The sequence below is a fragment of the Mumia sp. Pv4-285 genome (assembly GCF_041320275.1).
Taxonomy (GTDB): domain Bacteria; phylum Actinomycetota; class Actinomycetes; order Propionibacteriales; family Nocardioidaceae; genus Mumia; species Mumia qirimensis.
This window is the reverse complement of record NZ_CP162023.1, coordinates 2,846,629-2,862,792: the sequence shown is the minus strand read 5'-3', so window position 1 is coordinate 2,862,792 and position 16,164 is coordinate 2,846,629. Positions and strand designations below refer to the sequence as shown.

Here is a 16,164-nt window from a genome sequence, read left to right as displayed (position 1 = left end):
ATGAGCACTCGATGAGTTCCGTTCGATGAGCATGCACGTCAACTAGCGGTTTGCGCCCTTCCGGGCTCGGACCGCCCTTGAAGGAGAGAAGTGGCAAAGGTCCGAGTCCATGAGCTCGCGAAAGAGCTCGGAGTCACCAGCAAGGATGTCCTGTCGGCACTGAACGACATGGGCGAATACGTCCGGTCGGCCTCGTCGACCGTCGAGGCGCCGGTGATCCGTCGCCTGACCGAGAAGTACGGCGACCAGTTCCGCACGCAGGGCGCCAAGAAGACGTCCAAGAAGGCCGCGCCGGCCAAGTCGGCGACCACGGCCGACTCCGCTGCACCTGCAGCCGAGTCCACCCCCGCGAGCTCGGGCGCTCCCATGCCCGGCCCGCGCAAGAAGGCAGAGGCGCCTGCTGCCCCGGCAGCCCCCAAGGCCCCCGCAGCACGCAAGGCTCCGGTGGAGCCCGAGGCACCTGTCGCTCCGGCGACCGAGGCGCCTGCCGCACCCGCGGCACCTGTCGAGACCGAGGCCGCAGCAGCTCCGGCGGCCCCGAAGCCTGCCGGACCGCGCCCGTCGCCCCGTCCCGCCCCGCGCCCCGAGACTCCGGCCGCCCGGTCGGACGCTCCTCGTCCCGGCGCACCGGCGGCACGCCCCGGTGCAGGACGCCCGGGGCCGCGCCCCGGCGGTGCCGGCGGTGCCGCAGGAAGCGGCCGCGGTGGTCCGCGTCCGGGCAACAACCCGTTCTCGTCGACGCAGGGCATGCAGCGTCCGGGTCGCGACGGCGGCCCGCGCGACGGCGGTCCCCGTGAGGGGGCGCCCCGCGAGGGTGCTCGTGAGGGCGGTGCACCCCGTCCGGGCATGCCGCCCCGTCCGCCGGCCTCCCGCGACGGTGCACCCGCACCGCGTCCGGGGATGCCGCGTCCCAACCCGGCGATGATGCCCAAGCAGAGCTCGATCGGCCCGTCGCGTGGCGGTCCGGGTGGCGGCCGCGGCCGCGGTGGCGCGCCGGCTGGTGCCGGGCGCCCCGGTGGCGGCGGTGGCGGCGGAGGCCGTCCCGGTGCAGGCGGTCCCGGTGGCGGCGGCGGTGGCCCCCGTCCCGGCGGATTCGCTGGCGGCGGCGGTCGTCCCGGCCCCGGTCGCGCAGGACGTGGTGGCACGCAGGGTGCGTTCGGTCGCGCCGGTGGGCCCGTCCGTCGTGGACGCAAGAGCAAGCGCGCGAAGCGTCAGGAATTCGACCAGATGCAGGCGCCGGCGGTCGGGGGTGTCCGCGTCCGCAAGGGTGACGGGCAGACCATCCGCCTGTCGCGCGGCGCGTCGCTGACCGACTTCGCCGAGAAGATCGGCGCCGACGCGGCGTCGCTCGTCCAGATCCTGTTCGCCCTCGGCGAGCTGGTGACCGCGACCCAGTCGGTGAACGACGAGATCCTTCAGATCCTCGGCGAGGAGCTGAACTACGACGTCCAGGTCGTCTCGCCCGAGGACGAGGACCGCGAGCTGCTCGAGTCGTTCCAGATCGAGTTCGGCAACGACGAGGGCGACGAGGACGATCTCGCCGCACGTCCGCCGGTCGTCACCGTCATGGGTCACGTCGACCACGGCAAGACCAAGCTGCTCGACGCCATCCGCTCGGCCAACGTGGTCGACAAGGAGGCCGGCGGCATCACCCAGCACATCGGCGCCTACCAGGTGGCGACGGACGTGGACGGCGTCGAACGCCGGATCACCTTCATCGACACCCCGGGTCACGAGGCGTTCACCGCCATGCGTGCCCGTGGTGCGCAGGCGACCGACATCGCGGTCCTGGTGGTCGCGGCCGACGACGGCGTGATGCCGCAGACGGTCGAGGCGCTCAACCACGCCAAGGCCGCCGGCGTGCCGATCGTCGTCGCGGTCAACAAGGTCGACAAGCCGGACTCCGACCCGACCAAGGTGCGCGGTCAGCTCACCGAGTACGGGCTGGTGCCGGAGGAGTACGGCGGCGACACGATGTTCGTCGACGTCTCTGCGAAGTCGCGCCTCAACATCGACGGCCTGCTCGAGTCCATCGTGCTGACCGCCGACGCGTCGCTCGACCTGCGTGCCAACCCGAACCAGGGCGCCGAGGGCATCGCGATCGAGGCTCACCTCGACCGCGGCCGCGGTCCCGTGGCGACGGTCCTGGTCCAGCGCGGCACGCTCCGCGTGGGTGACTCGATGGTCGCCGGACCGGCCCACGGCCGCGTGCGCGCCATGCTCGACGAGCACGGCGACAACGTGGACCAGGCCGACCCGTCGCGTCCGGTCCTCGTGCTCGGCCTGACGGCCGTGCCCGGCGCCGGTGACAACTTCATGGTCGTTCCCGACGACCGGATGGCCCGGCAGATCGCCGAGAAGCGTGAGGCGCGCGAGCGCAACGCGGCTCTCGCGCAGCGTGCCGGCCGCCGTACGCTCGAGGACTTCATGCAGCACATGGAGAAGGGCGAGACCGACGAGCTGCTCCTCATCCTCAAGGGTGACGGGTCGGGTTCGGTCGAGGCACTCGAGGACGCGCTCAGCAAGATCGATGTCGGCGAGGACGTCGCGCTGCGGGTCATCGACCGCGGTGTCGGTGCGATCACCGAGACCAACGTGATGCTGGCGGCCGCGTCGAACGCCGTGATCATCGGCTTCAACGTGCGTCCGCAGGGCAAGGCGACCGAGGTCGCCGACCGCGAGGGTGTCGACATCCGGTACTACTCGGTCATCTACCAGGCGATCGACGAGATCGAGGCGGCCCTCAAGGGCATGCTCAAGCCCGAGTTCGAGGAGGCCCAGCTCGGCCGTGCGGAGATCCGCGAGATCTTCCGCTCGTCCAAGATCGGCAACATCGCGGGCTGCATGGTGACCTCGGGCACGATCCGCAGGAACTCCAAGGCGCGGCTGCTCCGTGACGGCGCGGTCGTCGCGGACAACCTCGACATCGCGAGCCTGCGTCGCGAGCGCGACGACGCCTCCGAGGTCCGTGAGGGCTTCGAGTGCGGTCTGACGCTCAAGGGTTACAACGACATCAAGATCGGCGACATCGTCGAGACGTTCGAGATGCGGGAGATTCCGCGCAGCTGAGACCGCACGGTCATGGCTGAGTGCTCGGCAACAGCGTGAGGTGGTGGGGTGTCGTACCAGTGGGTACGGCACCCCACCGCTCGTTCGAGAAGGAGTTCTGATGGGAAGCATGCGCGTCAACAAGGTGGCCGACCGCGTGAAGGTCGTCGTCGCCGAGATGCTCGACCGCCGGATCAAGGACCCGCGCCTGGGGTTCGTGACGGTGACCGACGTCCGCGTCACGGGTGACACGCAGCACGCGACCGTGTTCTACACGGTGATGGGTGACAGCGAGGAGCTCGACGCGACTGCCGCCGCGCTCGAGAGCGCCAAGGGGCTCATCCGCTCGGAGGTCGGCAAGCAGCTCGGCATGCGGCACACGCCGTCGCTCGAGTTCGTGCGTGACGCCGTCCCCGAGAACGCCCGGCAGATCGAGGACCTGCTCGAGCGTGCCCGTGAGCGCGACGCGCGGGTCGCGGCGAAGGCAGCGAAGGCGGAGTACGCGGGCGACGCCGACCCGTACAAGGCGAAGGCCGAGGAGCTCGAGGAGCAGGTGGCCCTGGAGGATCAGCCTCCGCGCCTCGACCGCGACCCCGAGGCGTGAGCACAGCACCGCAGCCCACCGGGATCGTCGTCGTCGACAAGCCCCCAGGCTGGACGTCGCACGACGTGGTCGGTCGGATGCGTCGGATCGCGGGCACGCGCAAGGTGGGGCACGCCGGCACGCTGGACCCGATGGCGACCGGTGTGCTCGTCCTCGGCCTCGGCCGGGCCACGCGTCTGCTGGGGCACGTCGCTGGTCACGACAAGGACTACGACGCGACCATCCGGCTCGGGGCAACCACCGTCACGGACGACGCCGAGGGTGACGTCGTGGCGACGGCGGTCGCCTCAGAAGTGGACCTGGACTCCGTCCGTACGGCGACGCTGCCGCTGATCGGTGAGATCGACCAGGTGCCGTCGGCCGTGTCGGCGATCAAGGTCGACGGGCGGCGGGCGTACGCACGCGTTCGCGACGGCGAGGACGTCACGCTTCCGGCCCGCCGGGTGACGGTCGAGCGGTTCGAGGTCTCCGACCTGCGACCTGGGCCGGACGCGACGGTCGACGTCGACGCTCGCGTGACCTGCTCGAGCGGCACCTACGTCCGGGCACTGGCCCGCGACGTCGGCGCCGCGCTCGGCGTGGGTGGACACCTGACGGCGCTGCGACGTACCCGGGTCGGCGGTTTCACCCTCGCCCAGGCCAGCACGCTCGACCAGCTGGCCGAGGAGCTCGTCGTCGTCTCGCTCGAGGACGCCGCGCGCTCAGCGTTCCCGTCGGTCGACCTCGACGCCGAGACGGCGCGGATCGTGCGGCACGGGCGCGCGCTGGAGTCGTACGCCCTGGGCTCGGCCGGCCCGGTGGCGCTGTTCGACCCCGACGGGACCTTCCTTGCGCTCTACGACCAGCGGGGCGCGGACGCGAGATCGGTCGCGGTGTTCGTCGGCTGAGACCCTGCGGGCGATGCGGTGAAAGCGCAGTGAAAGTCCGCTCGTCCACGCTTGCCTGGTGGCGTCCGATGGCCACGCGGAGATGGTCTCCGCGGACCCGGACCGGGACGGGAGCTCTCATGATGGGCAGCAGGAGGTGGCGTACGGCGGTCGTCGTGGCCGCGAGCGGGCTGGCGCTCGGTGCCGCCGCGACATCGCCGGCGCAGGCGGCGGTCGACTACGACTCCCGGGCCATCGACCGGTGGTCGGACAGCGACCCGGGTGGCCGGGCGCTCTCGTGGACGCTGTTCCCGCGAGGTTCCTCGTACGCCGATGTGCACTACTCGGCGTACTTCGAGCCGAGCGGTGAGCTTCTCTACATCCGGGACAACAAGTCCGACGGTCGCGAGGCACAGGTCGAGCTCCGGGTGTTCAACACGTCGGGCAAGCTCGTCGACGTCGACAACTTCTCCTGCGGCTACCGGTGCACCGAGAACCTCGGGACGCCCGACGGCTCGGGCAACATCCCTGAGGACTACCACGTCGTCATGAAGCTGCGTGCGGAAGGCTTGTCGTGGCACGGTCCAGATTTCGTCTACGGCGTCACGTGACGCGCTGACCTGTCGAGAAGGCGGGAACGCCTACGCTGTCAGCCATGTCGACGATCCTGAACATCGCGCTGTGGTTCGTGGCGATCTGGTTCGTCCTGATCGTGCTGGTGACCGCGGTCCTCATGATCGTCGACACGCGGCGCAAGCGGCGGGTCGGGGACGCCGACGAGGTGGTGTTCCCGCGACTCCCGCCGATCTCGGAGAAGCTCGGCGACTCGACCCTCACGCTCTACACCTACGGACGCGACCTCTTCGACGCGATGCTCGCGGAGATCCGGGGCGCGAAGCACGAGGTCCATCTCGAGTCGTACATCTGGAAGGACGACGCGCTCGGCGAGCAGTTCAAGCGCGAGATCATCGCCGCCGCGGAGCGCGGGGTGAAGGTGCACGTCATCTACGACGTGTTCGCGAACCTGGTCGTCAAGCGCTCGTTCAAGCGGTTCCCGCCCTCCGTCCACGTCATGCGGCACCCGTGGTTCACGCCATGGATCTTCGTGCTGCGGATCCGCAAGACCGGTCGCGACCACCGCAAGATCCTGGTCGTCGACCGCAAGGTCGGCTTCGTCGGCGGCTACAACATCGGGTCCGACTACGCGACGAAGTGGCGAGACACCCACCTGCGCGTCGAGGGGCCGCTGACGTGGGAGCTCAACAACGCGTTCGTCGACTTCTGGAACGCTCACCGGAAGGGATCTCAGCCCGACCTGGTCGACACGGGCGACATCGAGTGGGAGCCCCGATTCCGGGCGCACCGCAACGCGCCGATCCACCTGTCGTTCCCGATCCGCAACATGTACCTGGACGCGATCGACCGTGCGAGCCTTCGGGTCTCGATCACGCAGGCCTACTTCATCCCCGACCGCGACGTCCTCGCGGCGCTGCTGCGTGCGGCCGGGCGGGGCGTGGACGTCCGGGTCATCGTTCCCGAGATCTCCAACCACGTCCTCTGCGACTGGCTCTCGCGCGGGTTCTACTCACAGCTGCTCCGCGGCGGCGTCAAGATCCTGCTCTTCCAGGGAGCGATGGTCCACGCGAAGACCGCGACGATCGACGGACGCTGGTCGACCATCGGCACCGCCAACATCGACCGCCTGAGCCTCACCGGCAACTACGAGGTGAACGCCGAGGTCGTCGACGAGAGCGTCGCGGCGATGATGGACCGCGTCTTCGAGAACGACTGCACCGCCACGCGCGAGCTCACCCTCGAGGAGTGGTCGAGCCGCCGCCACCGGGCCCGCTTCAGTGAGGCCGTTCTGGTGCCCCTGCGTCCCCTGCTGTAGCGCCCCGCCACGCGGATTCCGTGGGTGAACGGACGGTGAACGCACGGTGAGAGCGCTCTCACCGTCGACTCACACAGGTCTCACTGCGTCTCGACAGCATCAGTGGTGTCAGAACGAAGGCAAACCGCCGGCACCGCCGGCGAGAGACCACAAGGGGACCATCATGAGCAGCTCGATCATCCGGACCGGCGTCGCGGCACTCGGCGCCACCATCGCCCTGGGCGGTGTTGCCTGGGGTGCCTCGTCGATGTCGACCGCGACCGCCGAGCAGCCCGCCGTCACGAAGCGGATCGACGGCGAGGACGCCGTCGTGCTCGTCGCAGACGACGACGATGACGACGACGGCGCACGCAAGGCGGACGACACGAACACGCGCAGCCGGGCGACGCGCTCGAACATCAGCCGCGGCACCGCGCACAGCCGCAACTCCGCGCGCAGCAACGACCGCACCAACAGCCGGAAGACCAAGGTGAGCCGCGACCGCGACCGGAGCCGCGCCGACAAGACGAGGGACTGGACCCGCGACGGCGGTGACCGGACCCGTGACCGCTCGGCGAACCGGACCAACGACCGCAGCAAGAACGACACCCGCTACCGCCGCGCCTGACGAGCCGGGGGGCCGGGCGTTTCCCCCGACGCCCGGCTCCCCGCTCCACCGCCCACCCTCCACTCCGTACGACCGTCGAAGTAGGGACACCATGACCGATCAGCTGGCCTCCTGGGAGCTCGCCCGTGGCGACTCGCTCACCGACGACCTCATCGCGATGCGCCTGCTCGGCGGCGGCAACGCGTACGAGGCCTACCTCTGCTTCGACGAGGTCCTGCACGCGCCGGTGGTCGTCAAGGTCGTCCGACCCGACCAGGTCGACGACGAGACGACGCTGCGCGGACTGGCGCGTGAGGCGCAGATGCTCGACGAGCTCGCGCACCCTGCCGTCGTACGACGGTTCGGGCTCGACCTCGACGCCCCCCGGCCGCACCTGATCCTCGAGAACATCGACGGTCCGCGGCTCTCGTCGCTGGTCCGCAAGCACGGAGCGCTCCCGGTGCAGCAGCTGCTGCCGCTCGGCCTCGAGCTCGCCTCGGCGCTCCACTACCTGGGCGTACGCGACGTCGTCCACCTCGACGTCAAGCCGAGCAACGTCATCATGGGCTCGCCCGCCAAGCTGATCGATCTCAGCATCGCGCGCCGGACCGAGGACGCGCAGGCGCTGACCTACGTCCTGGGCACGGACGACTACATGGCGCCTGAGCAGGCCGACCCGCAGGGGTACGGCGCTCCCGGACCGGCGAGCGACGTGTGGGGCCTGGGCGCATCGCTCTACTACGCGGCGAGCGGCTACGCGCCGTTCGCGATCGGCGGGGGCGACGACCCGCTCGAGGTCCGCTATCCCCAGCTGGTGAGCCGCCCCCGGCCGATGCCGTACTTCGTGCCCGTCGAGGTCGCGGAGCTGGTGTACCGCTGCATGGCTCCAGCACCGCAGGACCGTCCGGCGCCCGCCGAGATCGCCCGGCTGATCGAGCCGCTCATGGAGGCGATGCCGAAGGCTCGCCTGGCAGGCTTCAAGATCTCGGCGACCGCCTGATCGCCCAAGCCGTCAGCCGCCGTACCGGTATCCGACGCCGCGCACGGTCTTGATGAGGTCGGAGCCGAGCTTCTTGCGCAGGTAGCCGACGTAGACGTCCACGACGTTCGACCCGGGGTCGAAGTCGTACCCCCAGACCTGGGACAGCAGCTGTTCCCGCGAGAGCGCGTGGTCGGGGTTGCGGAGGAACACCTCGGCGAGGGTGAACTCCCGCGAGGACAGCTCCACGTCCTTGCCGTGGACGCTGGCCACCCGGCGGCGCAGGTCGAGCCGGACGCCGGCGACCTCGAGCACGTCGTCCGCCGGTCCGCCGCCGGGAACGGCGCGCAGACGCAGCCGGACGCGAGCCACGAGCTCGTCGAACCGGAACGGTTTGCTCATGTAGTCGGCCGCGCCGCCTTCCAGCGCTGCGACGGTGTCGGTCACGGAGTCGCGGGCTGTCAGCACGATCACCGGCAGCGCGGGTCGCTCCACCGCGAGCCGGTCGAGGATCGAGAAGCCGTCCAGGAGCGGCAGGCCGATGTCGAGGACGACCAGGTCGAAGTCGCCGGTCAGCGCATAGTCCTGGCCGGTGATCCCGTCGGCGACGATGGTGACCGTGTAGCCCTCGGACCGGAGTCCCTTGGCGACGAACGACGCGATCCGGTCCTCGTCCTCGATCACGAGGATGCTGCTCATCGTTCTCCTTCGGCGGTGTCGGTGGTCTCGGCGATGGTGTCGGGCAGGAAGAGACGGAACGTCGCGCCCTCTCCCGGACGGTAGGGGTCGAGCGAGACGGTGCCTCCGTGGGCGTCGGCGATCGCCGAGACGATGGAGAGTCCCAGACCGAAGCCCTCGCCGCGTGGGGCGGTGCCGCGACGGAACCGCTCGAACAGCACCGCGCGGTCAGCAGGACTCACACCCGGGCCGCTGTCACGCACCCAGAGCGTGGTGCCGTGGCGGTCCACCGTGCAGCCGACCGCGACGGTGTCGCCGTCAGCGGTGTGGCGTACGGCGTTCTCGGCGAGCTGGAGGACGGCCTGGGTCGTACGGCGGGGGTCGAGGTGCGAGACCGAGCCGTCGTGGGGCATGGCGTCGAGGACCCACGCGCGCGGGCCCAGCGCCCGGCACTTGTCCAGGATCCCGGTGACGAGAGCGACCGCGTCGACGGGTTCGGGGCGCACGAAGTCGGGGCGCCGCGCCTTGGCGAGGACAAGAAGGTCGTCGACGAGCAGGCTCATCCGGTCAACCTCGTCGAGCAGGAGCGCCTGCGTCGACGCCACCTCGACCGGGTCGTCGACGTCCATCAGCTCGAGGTGGCCGCGGAGGACGGTGAGCGGGGTGCGCAGCTCATGGCCGGCGTCGTCGAGGAGCTCGCGCTGCGAGGCGAAGGCCTGGTCGAGGCGTTCGAGCATCTCGTTGAGGGTCTCCGTGAGCGCCGTGAGGTCGTCGCTGCCGGTGACCGGGATCCGGCGACTGAGGTCGCCGCCGTCGGTGATCCGCGCCGCGGTCGTACGAAGCGTGCGGACCGGCCGCAGCAGCCGTCCCGCGATCAGCCAGGCGACCAGCGTGATGACGAGCCATGAGCCGAACGCGACGGCCACGTAGGTCAGGAGCATGCTCCGGATCTCCGCCCGCTGGGCGGTGACGTTCCAGGCGACGACGAACGCCGCGTCCTTGTCGGCCGGCCCGAGGACGGGGCGTACGGCGATCACGTGGCGCCCGGTGCTTGTCTCGACGACCGTGCTGCCGCCCGCGGCCCGGAGGCGGTCGACTGCCTCAGTGAAGTCCGGGGAGGAGAACAGCGAGGAGTCGCGGCGACCGAGGAAGCGACGCTCGCCGTCGCTCGAGAACGCGATGATCCGCTCGTGCGCGTTGGGCTGGTTGCGGGTCATGAACGTCGTCAGGAGGCTGTCGGGGTCGGTGAACGGCGCGTTCGTCTCAGGGTCGACGCCGCGCTCCTGCAACGTCTGGAACTCTCTCAGCTCCTGGGTGATCTGCTCACGGACGTGGTCGTCGACGCGGCGCAGCTCGACGAAGTACGCCGCGAGCCCGGCGCAGAGCAGCGCGACGCCCGTCAGCAGCGCCACCACGCCCGTGATGCGCTGACGTACGGAGAAGGCAGTCCGTGCGCTCAGTCGTCGTCCCCATCGTCATCGCCGCTGTCGTCGCCGCCGTCATCGCCGCCGTCGTCGTCTCCATCATCGCTGCCGTCGTCGTCCAGCGTGCGCGGCGTGGGGGTCTGCTGCTCGAAGTCGTCGTCGTCACCGTCACCCGGGCGGGTCGGCGGGCTCGTGGGTCGGGGAGTGGGCGCGGGATCCGTCGTCGTCGTCGCCGTCGGAGCGGCGGTCGTAGGGGCGATGCGCAAGGGCTGCGTCTCGCCCGGAGCCGGGGCCGACGAACCTAGTCCCGCGAACGCCGCCGTCGCTCCCACGACGGCGACGAGAACGCCGAGCAGGGCGAGCGCGATCTTCGTCGAGAGCGTCATGGTCCCAGCATCCTGCTCCACCCACGCAGGAACATGAAGTGCGGATGAGAGAACTCTCATGGTGCGGGGGAGTGACCGACGGCGGCGGCACTGCCCATGGCACAGTTGCCCTGTGAACGTGTGGCGAGCGATCGACGGAGCGCAGACAGGCGCCCGCAGCGCACCGAGCGTGGCGACCATCGGTGTCTTCGACGGCGTCCACGCCGGGCACCGACGCGTGCTCGCGCGCTCGAAGAACCTGGCTACAGAGATCGGGGCAGCCCCGTTGCCGGTCGTCGCGGTCACCTTCGACCCGCACCCGACCGCCGTGTTCGCACCCGATCGTGCGCCACTGATGCTGACGACGGTCGAGCAGCGGATCGAGCTCCTCCGCTCGGCGGGCGCCGACGAGGTCCGTGTGCTCGCCTTCTCGGCCGAGATGGCCCGGTGGAGCCCGGAGGACTTCGTCGCACGCATCCTCGTCGGCGAGCTCCGCGCCGCCGGCGTGGTGGTCGGCGCGAACTTCACGTACGGGAGCCGTGCCGCCGGCGACGCCGCGACGCTCGCCGCCAGCGGCCCGGAGCACGGGTTCATCGCCGAGGGCCTCACGCTCGACGGCCGCGACGACCTCGCCTACTCGTCGACGTACGTGCGCCAGCTGGTCGCCGAGGGCGACGTGGCCGAGGCCGCGCACGTCCTCCAGCGCCCGCACAGCCTCCGCGGCGTCGTCGTCGAGGGCGACAAGCGGGGCCGTGAGATGGGGTTCCCGACCGCGAACGTCCTCCCTCCGTACGGCATGGCCGTCCCCGCGGACGGCGTCTACGCCGGATGGTTGCGGCGGTGCGACGGCGGCGACCCGATGCCGGCGGCGATCAGCGTCGGGAGCAACCCGACGTTCGACGGCGTCCAGCGCCGCGTGGAGTCGTACGTGCTCGACCGTGACGACCTCGAGCTGTACGGCGTCGAGGTCGAGGTCTCGTTCGTCTCCCGCATCCGGGGGCAGGTGCGGTTCGAGGGGATGGACGCGCTGGTGCAGCGGATGCACCACGACGTGGTCGAGGTCCGCGAGGCACTCAGCGCCCCACGCTGAGCCGTACGAGCTGGTCAGCCGCGGTCGAAGCCGTCGTCCAGCGCGACCTCCCAGGCCTGGTCGATCTGGTCGGCCTCGGCCGCTTCGGCGAACGGGTCGACCTCGTCGAGGTCCACCCGAGGCGTCGGATCGAGGTCGGGATCTGGTGTCAGACGCTCTTCGGGTCGGTCGTCGTCGAGCGGTGCCTCGGTGTCGAACGACTCGGTCTCGAACTCGGACATGTGGCCACCTCCGTGATCACGTGCGATGGTGACTTTCCTTCGATGGTGTCGTCGGTCCGCGCCGTGCGCAAGGGGAGGGGCCGACCGATTAGGGATGGCTTCACGCCGCTGATATCCTGGACGCTGCCGTCAGAACGGCCACGGATCGAGAGTGCCCGGGTGAACATGCCCCGGCGCGCCGTGCAACGACCAGAAGGAGACCGCGTGAGCGCGACCAAGACGTACACCCCGGCCGAGATCAAGGATGTCGACCGCAAGGACATCATCGCCGAGTTCGGCACCACCGAGGGCGACACCGGTTCTCCGGAGGTCCAGGTGGCACTCCTCACGGCGCGCATCGCGCACCTGACGGAGCACCTCAAGACGCACAAGCACGACCACCACAGCCGGCGCGGCCTGCTCCTGATGGTCGGCCAGCGTCGCCGCCTCCTGAACTACCTGCAGAAGAACGACATCGCCCGCTACCGCAGCCTCATCGAGCGCCTCGGTCTGCGCCGATGATCTGAGCGACGAGCGGCCCCTCCGCCTCTGGACGGGCCGCTCGTCGCATGCACGAGGTGCCTGGGCTCGGGCAGACTGGGCCCAGGGTCACCCCTCGACCTGACAACTTCACATCGCACCACCAACAGACGGAGCAGCGCCCGGGGTCGACGCTCGGTCCTCGGTAGTGGCTCGCGGATTGCGGCGTACGAGACGCTCAGCACTTCGCGGACCTCGATCGAAGACCGGCGCCCAAACGGAGCCGGCGCACCCAGACGGTGCGCACCAACCGCTCGCGTGACTGCTCCGCGAGACGCACGCGCTGGATGCGCGTGAGAAAGGGATACCCATGACGGGACCCGAGATCCACTCCACGACCGCCGTGATCGACAACGGTCGATTCGGCAAGCGTGAGATCCGCTTCGAGACCGGTGTGCTGGCCCGCCAGGCCGCCGGCGCCGTGACCGCCTTCCTCGACGACGACACGATGCTGCTGTCGGCGACGACGGCCGGCAAGCACCCCAAGGACCACTTCGACTTCTTCCCGCTGACGGTGGACGTCGAGGAGCGCATGTACGCCGCGGGTCGCATCCCCGGCTCGTTCTTCCGCCGTGAGGGGCGCCCCAGCGAGGACGCGATCCTCACCTGCCGCCTGATCGACCGCCCCCTGCGCCCGACCTTCAAGAAGGGTCTGCGCAACGAGGTCCAGGTCGTCATCACGGTGATGGCCCTCAACCCCGACGTCGCCTATGACGTGCTCGCGATCAACGCCGCGTCGGCGTCGACGCAGATCTCCGGTCTGCCGTTCTCCGGCCCGATCGGCGGCGTCCGCGTGGCGCTCATCGACGGCCAGTGGGTCGCGTTCCCCAAGCACTCCGAGCTCGAGAACGCCGTGTTCGACATGGTCGTCGCGGGTCGTGTCGCCGGCGACGACGTCGCGATCATGATGGTCGAGGCCGAGTCGACCGAGGTCACCTGGGATCTCGTCCGTGGCGGCGCAACCGCGCCGACCGAGGACGTCGTCGCCGAGGGCCTCGAGGCTGCCAAGCCGTTCATCCGCACCCTCTGCGAGGCGCAGGCGGCGCTCGCCGCGTCGGCCGCCAAGCCGGTGCAGGAGTTCCCGATCTTCCTGGACTACCAGGACGACGTGTACGACGCGGTCGAGGCCGCTGCCGCCGACGACATGCGCCAGGCGCTGACGATCGCAGGCAAGGCCGAGCGCGAGGACAAGCTCGATGCGATCAAGGCCGACGTCCTCGACAAGCTCGGCGAGCAGTTCGCCGGTCGCGAGAAGGAGATCGGTGCGGCTGTCCGCTCGGTCACCAAGCAGCTCGTCCGCCAGCGCGTGCTGAGCGACAAGGTCCGCATCGACGGCCGCGGTCTGGCTGACATCCGTACGCTCCACGCCGAGGTCAGCGCCATCCCGCGCGTCCACGGCTCGGCCCTGTTCGAGCGCGGCGAGACGCAGATCCTCGGCGTCACGACGCTCAACATGCTGACGATGGAGCAGAAGCTCGACACGCTGTCGCCCGAGCGCAGCCGTCGTTACCTGCACAACTACAACTTCCCGCCGTACTCGACCGGTGAGACCGGCCGGGTCGGCTCGCCGAAGCGGCGCGAGATCGGTCACGGTGCGCTCGCCGGCCGTGCGCTCATGCCGGTGCTGCCGACGCGCGAGGAGTTCCCCTACGCGATCCGTCAGGTCTCGGAGGCGCTGAGCTCCAACGGCTCGACCTCGATGGGGTCGGTCTGCGCCTCCACGATGTCGCTGCTCAACGCCGGTGTCCCGCTGCGTGCGCCGGTCGCAGGCATCGCGATGGGCCTGATCTCGGGCGAGGTCGACGGTGAGACCCAGTACGTGACGCTGACCGACATCCTCGGCGCCGAGGATGCCTTCGGCGACATGGACTTCAAGGTCGCCGGCACGCGTGAGTTCGTCACCGCGCTGCAGCTCGACACCAAGCTGGACGGCATCCCCGCGTCGGTCCTGGCCGGTGCGCTGACGCAGGCGCGCGACGCCCGCTTCGCGATCCTCGACGTCATGAACGAGGCCATCGCCGAGCCCGACGAGATGTCGCTCTACGCGCCGCGGATCATCACCATCCGCATCCCGGTCGACAAGATCGGTGAGGTCATCGGCCCCAAGGGCAAGGTCATCAACCAGATCCAGGACGACACGGGCGCGCAGATCACGCTCGAGGACGACGGCACCGTCTACGTCGGCGCGGAGTCGGGCGAGGCCGCCGAGGCGGCACGCGCGGCGATCAACGCGATCGCCAACCCGACGATGCCCGAGGTCGGCGAGCGCTACCTCGGCACGGTCGTCAAGACGACGAACTTCGGTGCGTTCGTCTCCCTGATGCCCGGCAAGGACGGCCTGCTGCACATCAGCAAGCTCCGCGACCTCAACGACGGCAAGCGCGTCGAGAACGTCGAGGACGTCGTCAAGGTCGGTCAGAAGGTCATGGTCGCGATCGCCGAGATCGACGACCGCGGCAAGCTGTCGCTGATCCCGGCCGTCGAGGAGTCCTCCTCCTCGCGCGAGGCAGCCGCTGAGGGTGCCGACGAGGCCCAGGCCGACAGCGCTTCGTGACCGTCCCGCTCGACCCGGCGCAGACCCCGGGCACCACGCAGACCCTCCTGACCGAGGGCGGTCTGGTTCGACGCACCGTCCTCGAAGGCGGCCTGCGCGTGGTGACCGAGGCGATGCCGGGCGTGCGGACGGCCACCATCGGCATCTGGGTGGGGGTCGGATCCCGCGACGAGACCCCCACCCTCTCCGGTGCCTCCCACTTCCTCGAGCACCTCTTGTTCAAGGGGACGCCGAAGCGCTCGGCGCTCGAGATCTCGGCCGCCCTGGAGGCGGTCGGAGGCGAGATGAACGCCTTCACGGGCAAGGAGTACACGTGCTACCACGCACGGGTGCTCGACGACGACCTGCCGCTGGCGGTCGACGTCCTCGCCGACATGGTGACCGACTCGGTGGTCACCGCCGACGACGTCGAGGCCGAGCGTGACGTCATCCTCGAAGAGATCGCGATGAACGAGGACGACCCGGACGACGTCGTCCACAACCTCGCGACCGCCCTCGCCTGGGGAGACACCCCGCTCGGCCGCCCGGTCGCAGGCGATCCCCACACGATCCGCGGCCTGTCCCGTGCGCAGATCCTCCGCTACTACCGCCGCCGCTACGTGCCGTCGGCCATCGTCGTGGCCGTCGCCGGCAACGTCGACCACGACCGTGTCGTCACCCAGGTCGCCGCGGCGTTCGAGTCCTCGCTCGCCGCTGCCGGAGACGCGGGTCCGGCGCCCTCCCGCAAGGGCAACGGTCGGACCCGTTTCCGGCGCGCACGCGGGCTCGTCACCCGGCCGACCGAGCAGGCGAACGTCGTCGCGGCGCTTCCTGGCCTGGCCCGCGGCGACGACCGGCGCCACGCCCTCGGCGTGGTCAACGCGGTGCTCGGGGGCGGCATGTCGTCGCGACTCTTCCAGGAGATCCGCGAGAAGCGTGGCCTCGCGTACTCGGTCTACTCCTTCGGCGCGAACTACGCCGACGCGGGGATGCTGGGCGTCTACGCGGGATGCGCCCCCGGCAAGCTCGGCGACGTCCTCAAGGTCGTCCGCGACGAGCTGGGCGCCTTCGCCGAGCACGGTCCGAGCCTCGACGAGCTGGAGCGCGGCAAGGGCCAGCTCAAGGGCAGTGTCGTCCTGGGTCTCGAGGATCCCGCGTCGCGGATGAGCAGGATCGCCAAGGCCGACCTCCTCAACGGCGAGATCGCCGGACTCGACGAGATGCTCGCGAAGATCGACGCCGTCACGCTCGACGACGCCCGTGACGCAGCGCAGCTGTTCGCCGGGAAGCCCGCCCTCGCCGTGGTGGGCCCGTTCGAGTCGCTCGACGCGATCGACGTCTGACCGCGGTCTGCACCGGC

Annotated in this window: 15 protein-coding genes; 11 read left to right on the top strand and 4 right to left on the bottom strand. The window is 70.3% G+C overall.

The features are described from left to right. Positions 1–90 precede the first annotated feature (90 nt). The 7 genes from infB to AB3M34_RS13750 all read left to right on the top strand — a co-directional run bounded on the left by infB (position 91) and on the right by AB3M34_RS13750 (position 7,995). Entirely contained in the window at positions 91–3,069 is a 2,979-nt protein-coding gene (gene infB / locus AB3M34_RS13780) for a translation initiation factor IF-2 (RefSeq protein WP_370614684.1), read from the top strand. Between the two features lie 100 nt (positions 3,070–3,169). Further along, positions 3,170–3,652 carry a 30S ribosome-binding factor RbfA gene (gene rbfA, locus AB3M34_RS13775; RefSeq protein WP_370614683.1) on the top strand — a complete coding sequence of 161 codons (483 nt, stop codon included), beginning with the start codon at positions 3,170–3,172 and terminating at the stop codon, positions 3,650–3,652. Next, the gene (truB, locus tag AB3M34_RS13770; protein WP_370614681.1) at positions 3,649–4,539 is read left to right on the top strand and encodes a tRNA pseudouridine(55) synthase TruB; all 891 of its coding nucleotides are present in this window, start codon (positions 3,649–3,651) and stop codon (positions 4,537–4,539) included. The genes rbfA and truB overlap by 4 nt, the downstream gene beginning before the upstream one ends. A gap of 119 nt (positions 4,540–4,658) precedes the next feature. Beyond that, on the top strand, positions 4,659–5,129 hold the full coding sequence (locus AB3M34_RS13765; protein ID WP_370614679.1) for a hypothetical protein: 471 nt from the start codon (positions 4,659–4,661) through the stop codon (positions 5,127–5,129). Positions 5,130–5,173: 44 nt separating this feature from the next. After that, positions 5,174–6,409 (top strand): phospholipase D-like domain-containing protein, encoded by a 1,236-nt coding sequence (locus AB3M34_RS13760; protein ID WP_370614677.1) that lies wholly within the window; start codon positions 5,174–5,176, stop codon positions 6,407–6,409. Between the two features lie 163 nt (positions 6,410–6,572). Then, complete coding sequence (locus tag AB3M34_RS13755; RefSeq protein WP_370614675.1) at positions 6,573–7,016, top strand: hypothetical protein; 444 nt, start codon at positions 6,573–6,575, stop codon at positions 7,014–7,016. Positions 7,017–7,107: 91 nt separating this feature from the next. Next, positions 7,108–7,995, top strand: a complete 888-nt coding sequence (locus AB3M34_RS13750; RefSeq protein ID WP_370614673.1) for a serine/threonine-protein kinase — start codon at positions 7,108–7,110, stop codon at positions 7,993–7,995. Between the two features lie 12 nt (positions 7,996–8,007). Here AB3M34_RS13750 and AB3M34_RS13745 read toward each other — a convergent pair whose 3' ends face one another. Genes AB3M34_RS13745 through AB3M34_RS13735 form a run of 3 tightly spaced genes read right to left on the bottom strand, consistent with a single transcriptional unit; the run spans position 8,008 to position 10,462 of the window. Next, positions 8,008–8,673, bottom strand: a complete 666-nt coding sequence (locus tag AB3M34_RS13745) for a response regulator transcription factor (RefSeq protein WP_370614671.1) — start codon at positions 8,671–8,673, stop codon at positions 8,008–8,010. Then, entirely contained in the window at positions 8,670–10,064 is a 1,395-nt protein-coding gene (locus AB3M34_RS13740) for a sensor histidine kinase (protein ID WP_370614669.1), read from the bottom strand. Before AB3M34_RS13740 ends, AB3M34_RS13745 begins: the two co-directional genes overlap by 4 nt. Positions 10,065–10,108: 44 nt before the next feature. After that, positions 10,109–10,462 (bottom strand): hypothetical protein, encoded by a 354-nt coding sequence (locus tag AB3M34_RS13735; RefSeq protein ID WP_370614668.1) that lies wholly within the window; start codon positions 10,460–10,462, stop codon positions 10,109–10,111. Between the two features lie 112 nt (positions 10,463–10,574). Between AB3M34_RS13735 and AB3M34_RS13730 the strand changes: the two genes are divergently transcribed. Beyond that, positions 10,575–11,531, top strand: coding sequence for a bifunctional riboflavin kinase/FAD synthetase (locus tag AB3M34_RS13730; RefSeq protein ID WP_370614666.1), 957 nt, complete (start codon positions 10,575–10,577; stop codon positions 11,529–11,531). A gap of 14 nt (positions 11,532–11,545) precedes the next feature. Here AB3M34_RS13730 and AB3M34_RS13725 read toward each other — a convergent pair whose 3' ends face one another. Next, positions 11,546–11,752 carry a hypothetical protein gene (locus AB3M34_RS13725; protein WP_370614664.1) on the bottom strand — a complete coding sequence of 69 codons (207 nt, stop codon included), beginning with the start codon at positions 11,750–11,752 and terminating at the stop codon, positions 11,546–11,548. 204 nt (positions 11,753–11,956) lie between these two features. Between AB3M34_RS13725 and rpsO the strand changes: the two genes are divergently transcribed. The 3 genes from rpsO to AB3M34_RS13710 all read left to right on the top strand — a co-directional run bounded on the left by rpsO (position 11,957) and on the right by AB3M34_RS13710 (position 16,147). Continuing rightward, a complete protein-coding gene (gene rpsO, locus AB3M34_RS13720; protein WP_370614663.1) occupies positions 11,957–12,253 on the top strand; it encodes a 30S ribosomal protein S15 in 297 nt (98 codons plus the stop codon). Positions 12,254–12,581: 328 nt separating this feature from the next. Then, positions 12,582–14,825: a polyribonucleotide nucleotidyltransferase gene (locus AB3M34_RS13715; RefSeq protein ID WP_370614661.1), complete on the top strand. Its 2,244-nt coding sequence runs from the start codon at positions 12,582–12,584 to the stop codon at positions 14,823–14,825. Continuing rightward, positions 14,822–16,147 carry a M16 family metallopeptidase gene (locus tag AB3M34_RS13710; protein ID WP_370614660.1) on the top strand — a complete coding sequence of 442 codons (1,326 nt, stop codon included), beginning with the start codon at positions 14,822–14,824 and terminating at the stop codon, positions 16,145–16,147. Before AB3M34_RS13715 ends, AB3M34_RS13710 begins: the two co-directional genes overlap by 4 nt. Positions 16,148–16,164 lie beyond the last annotated feature (17 nt).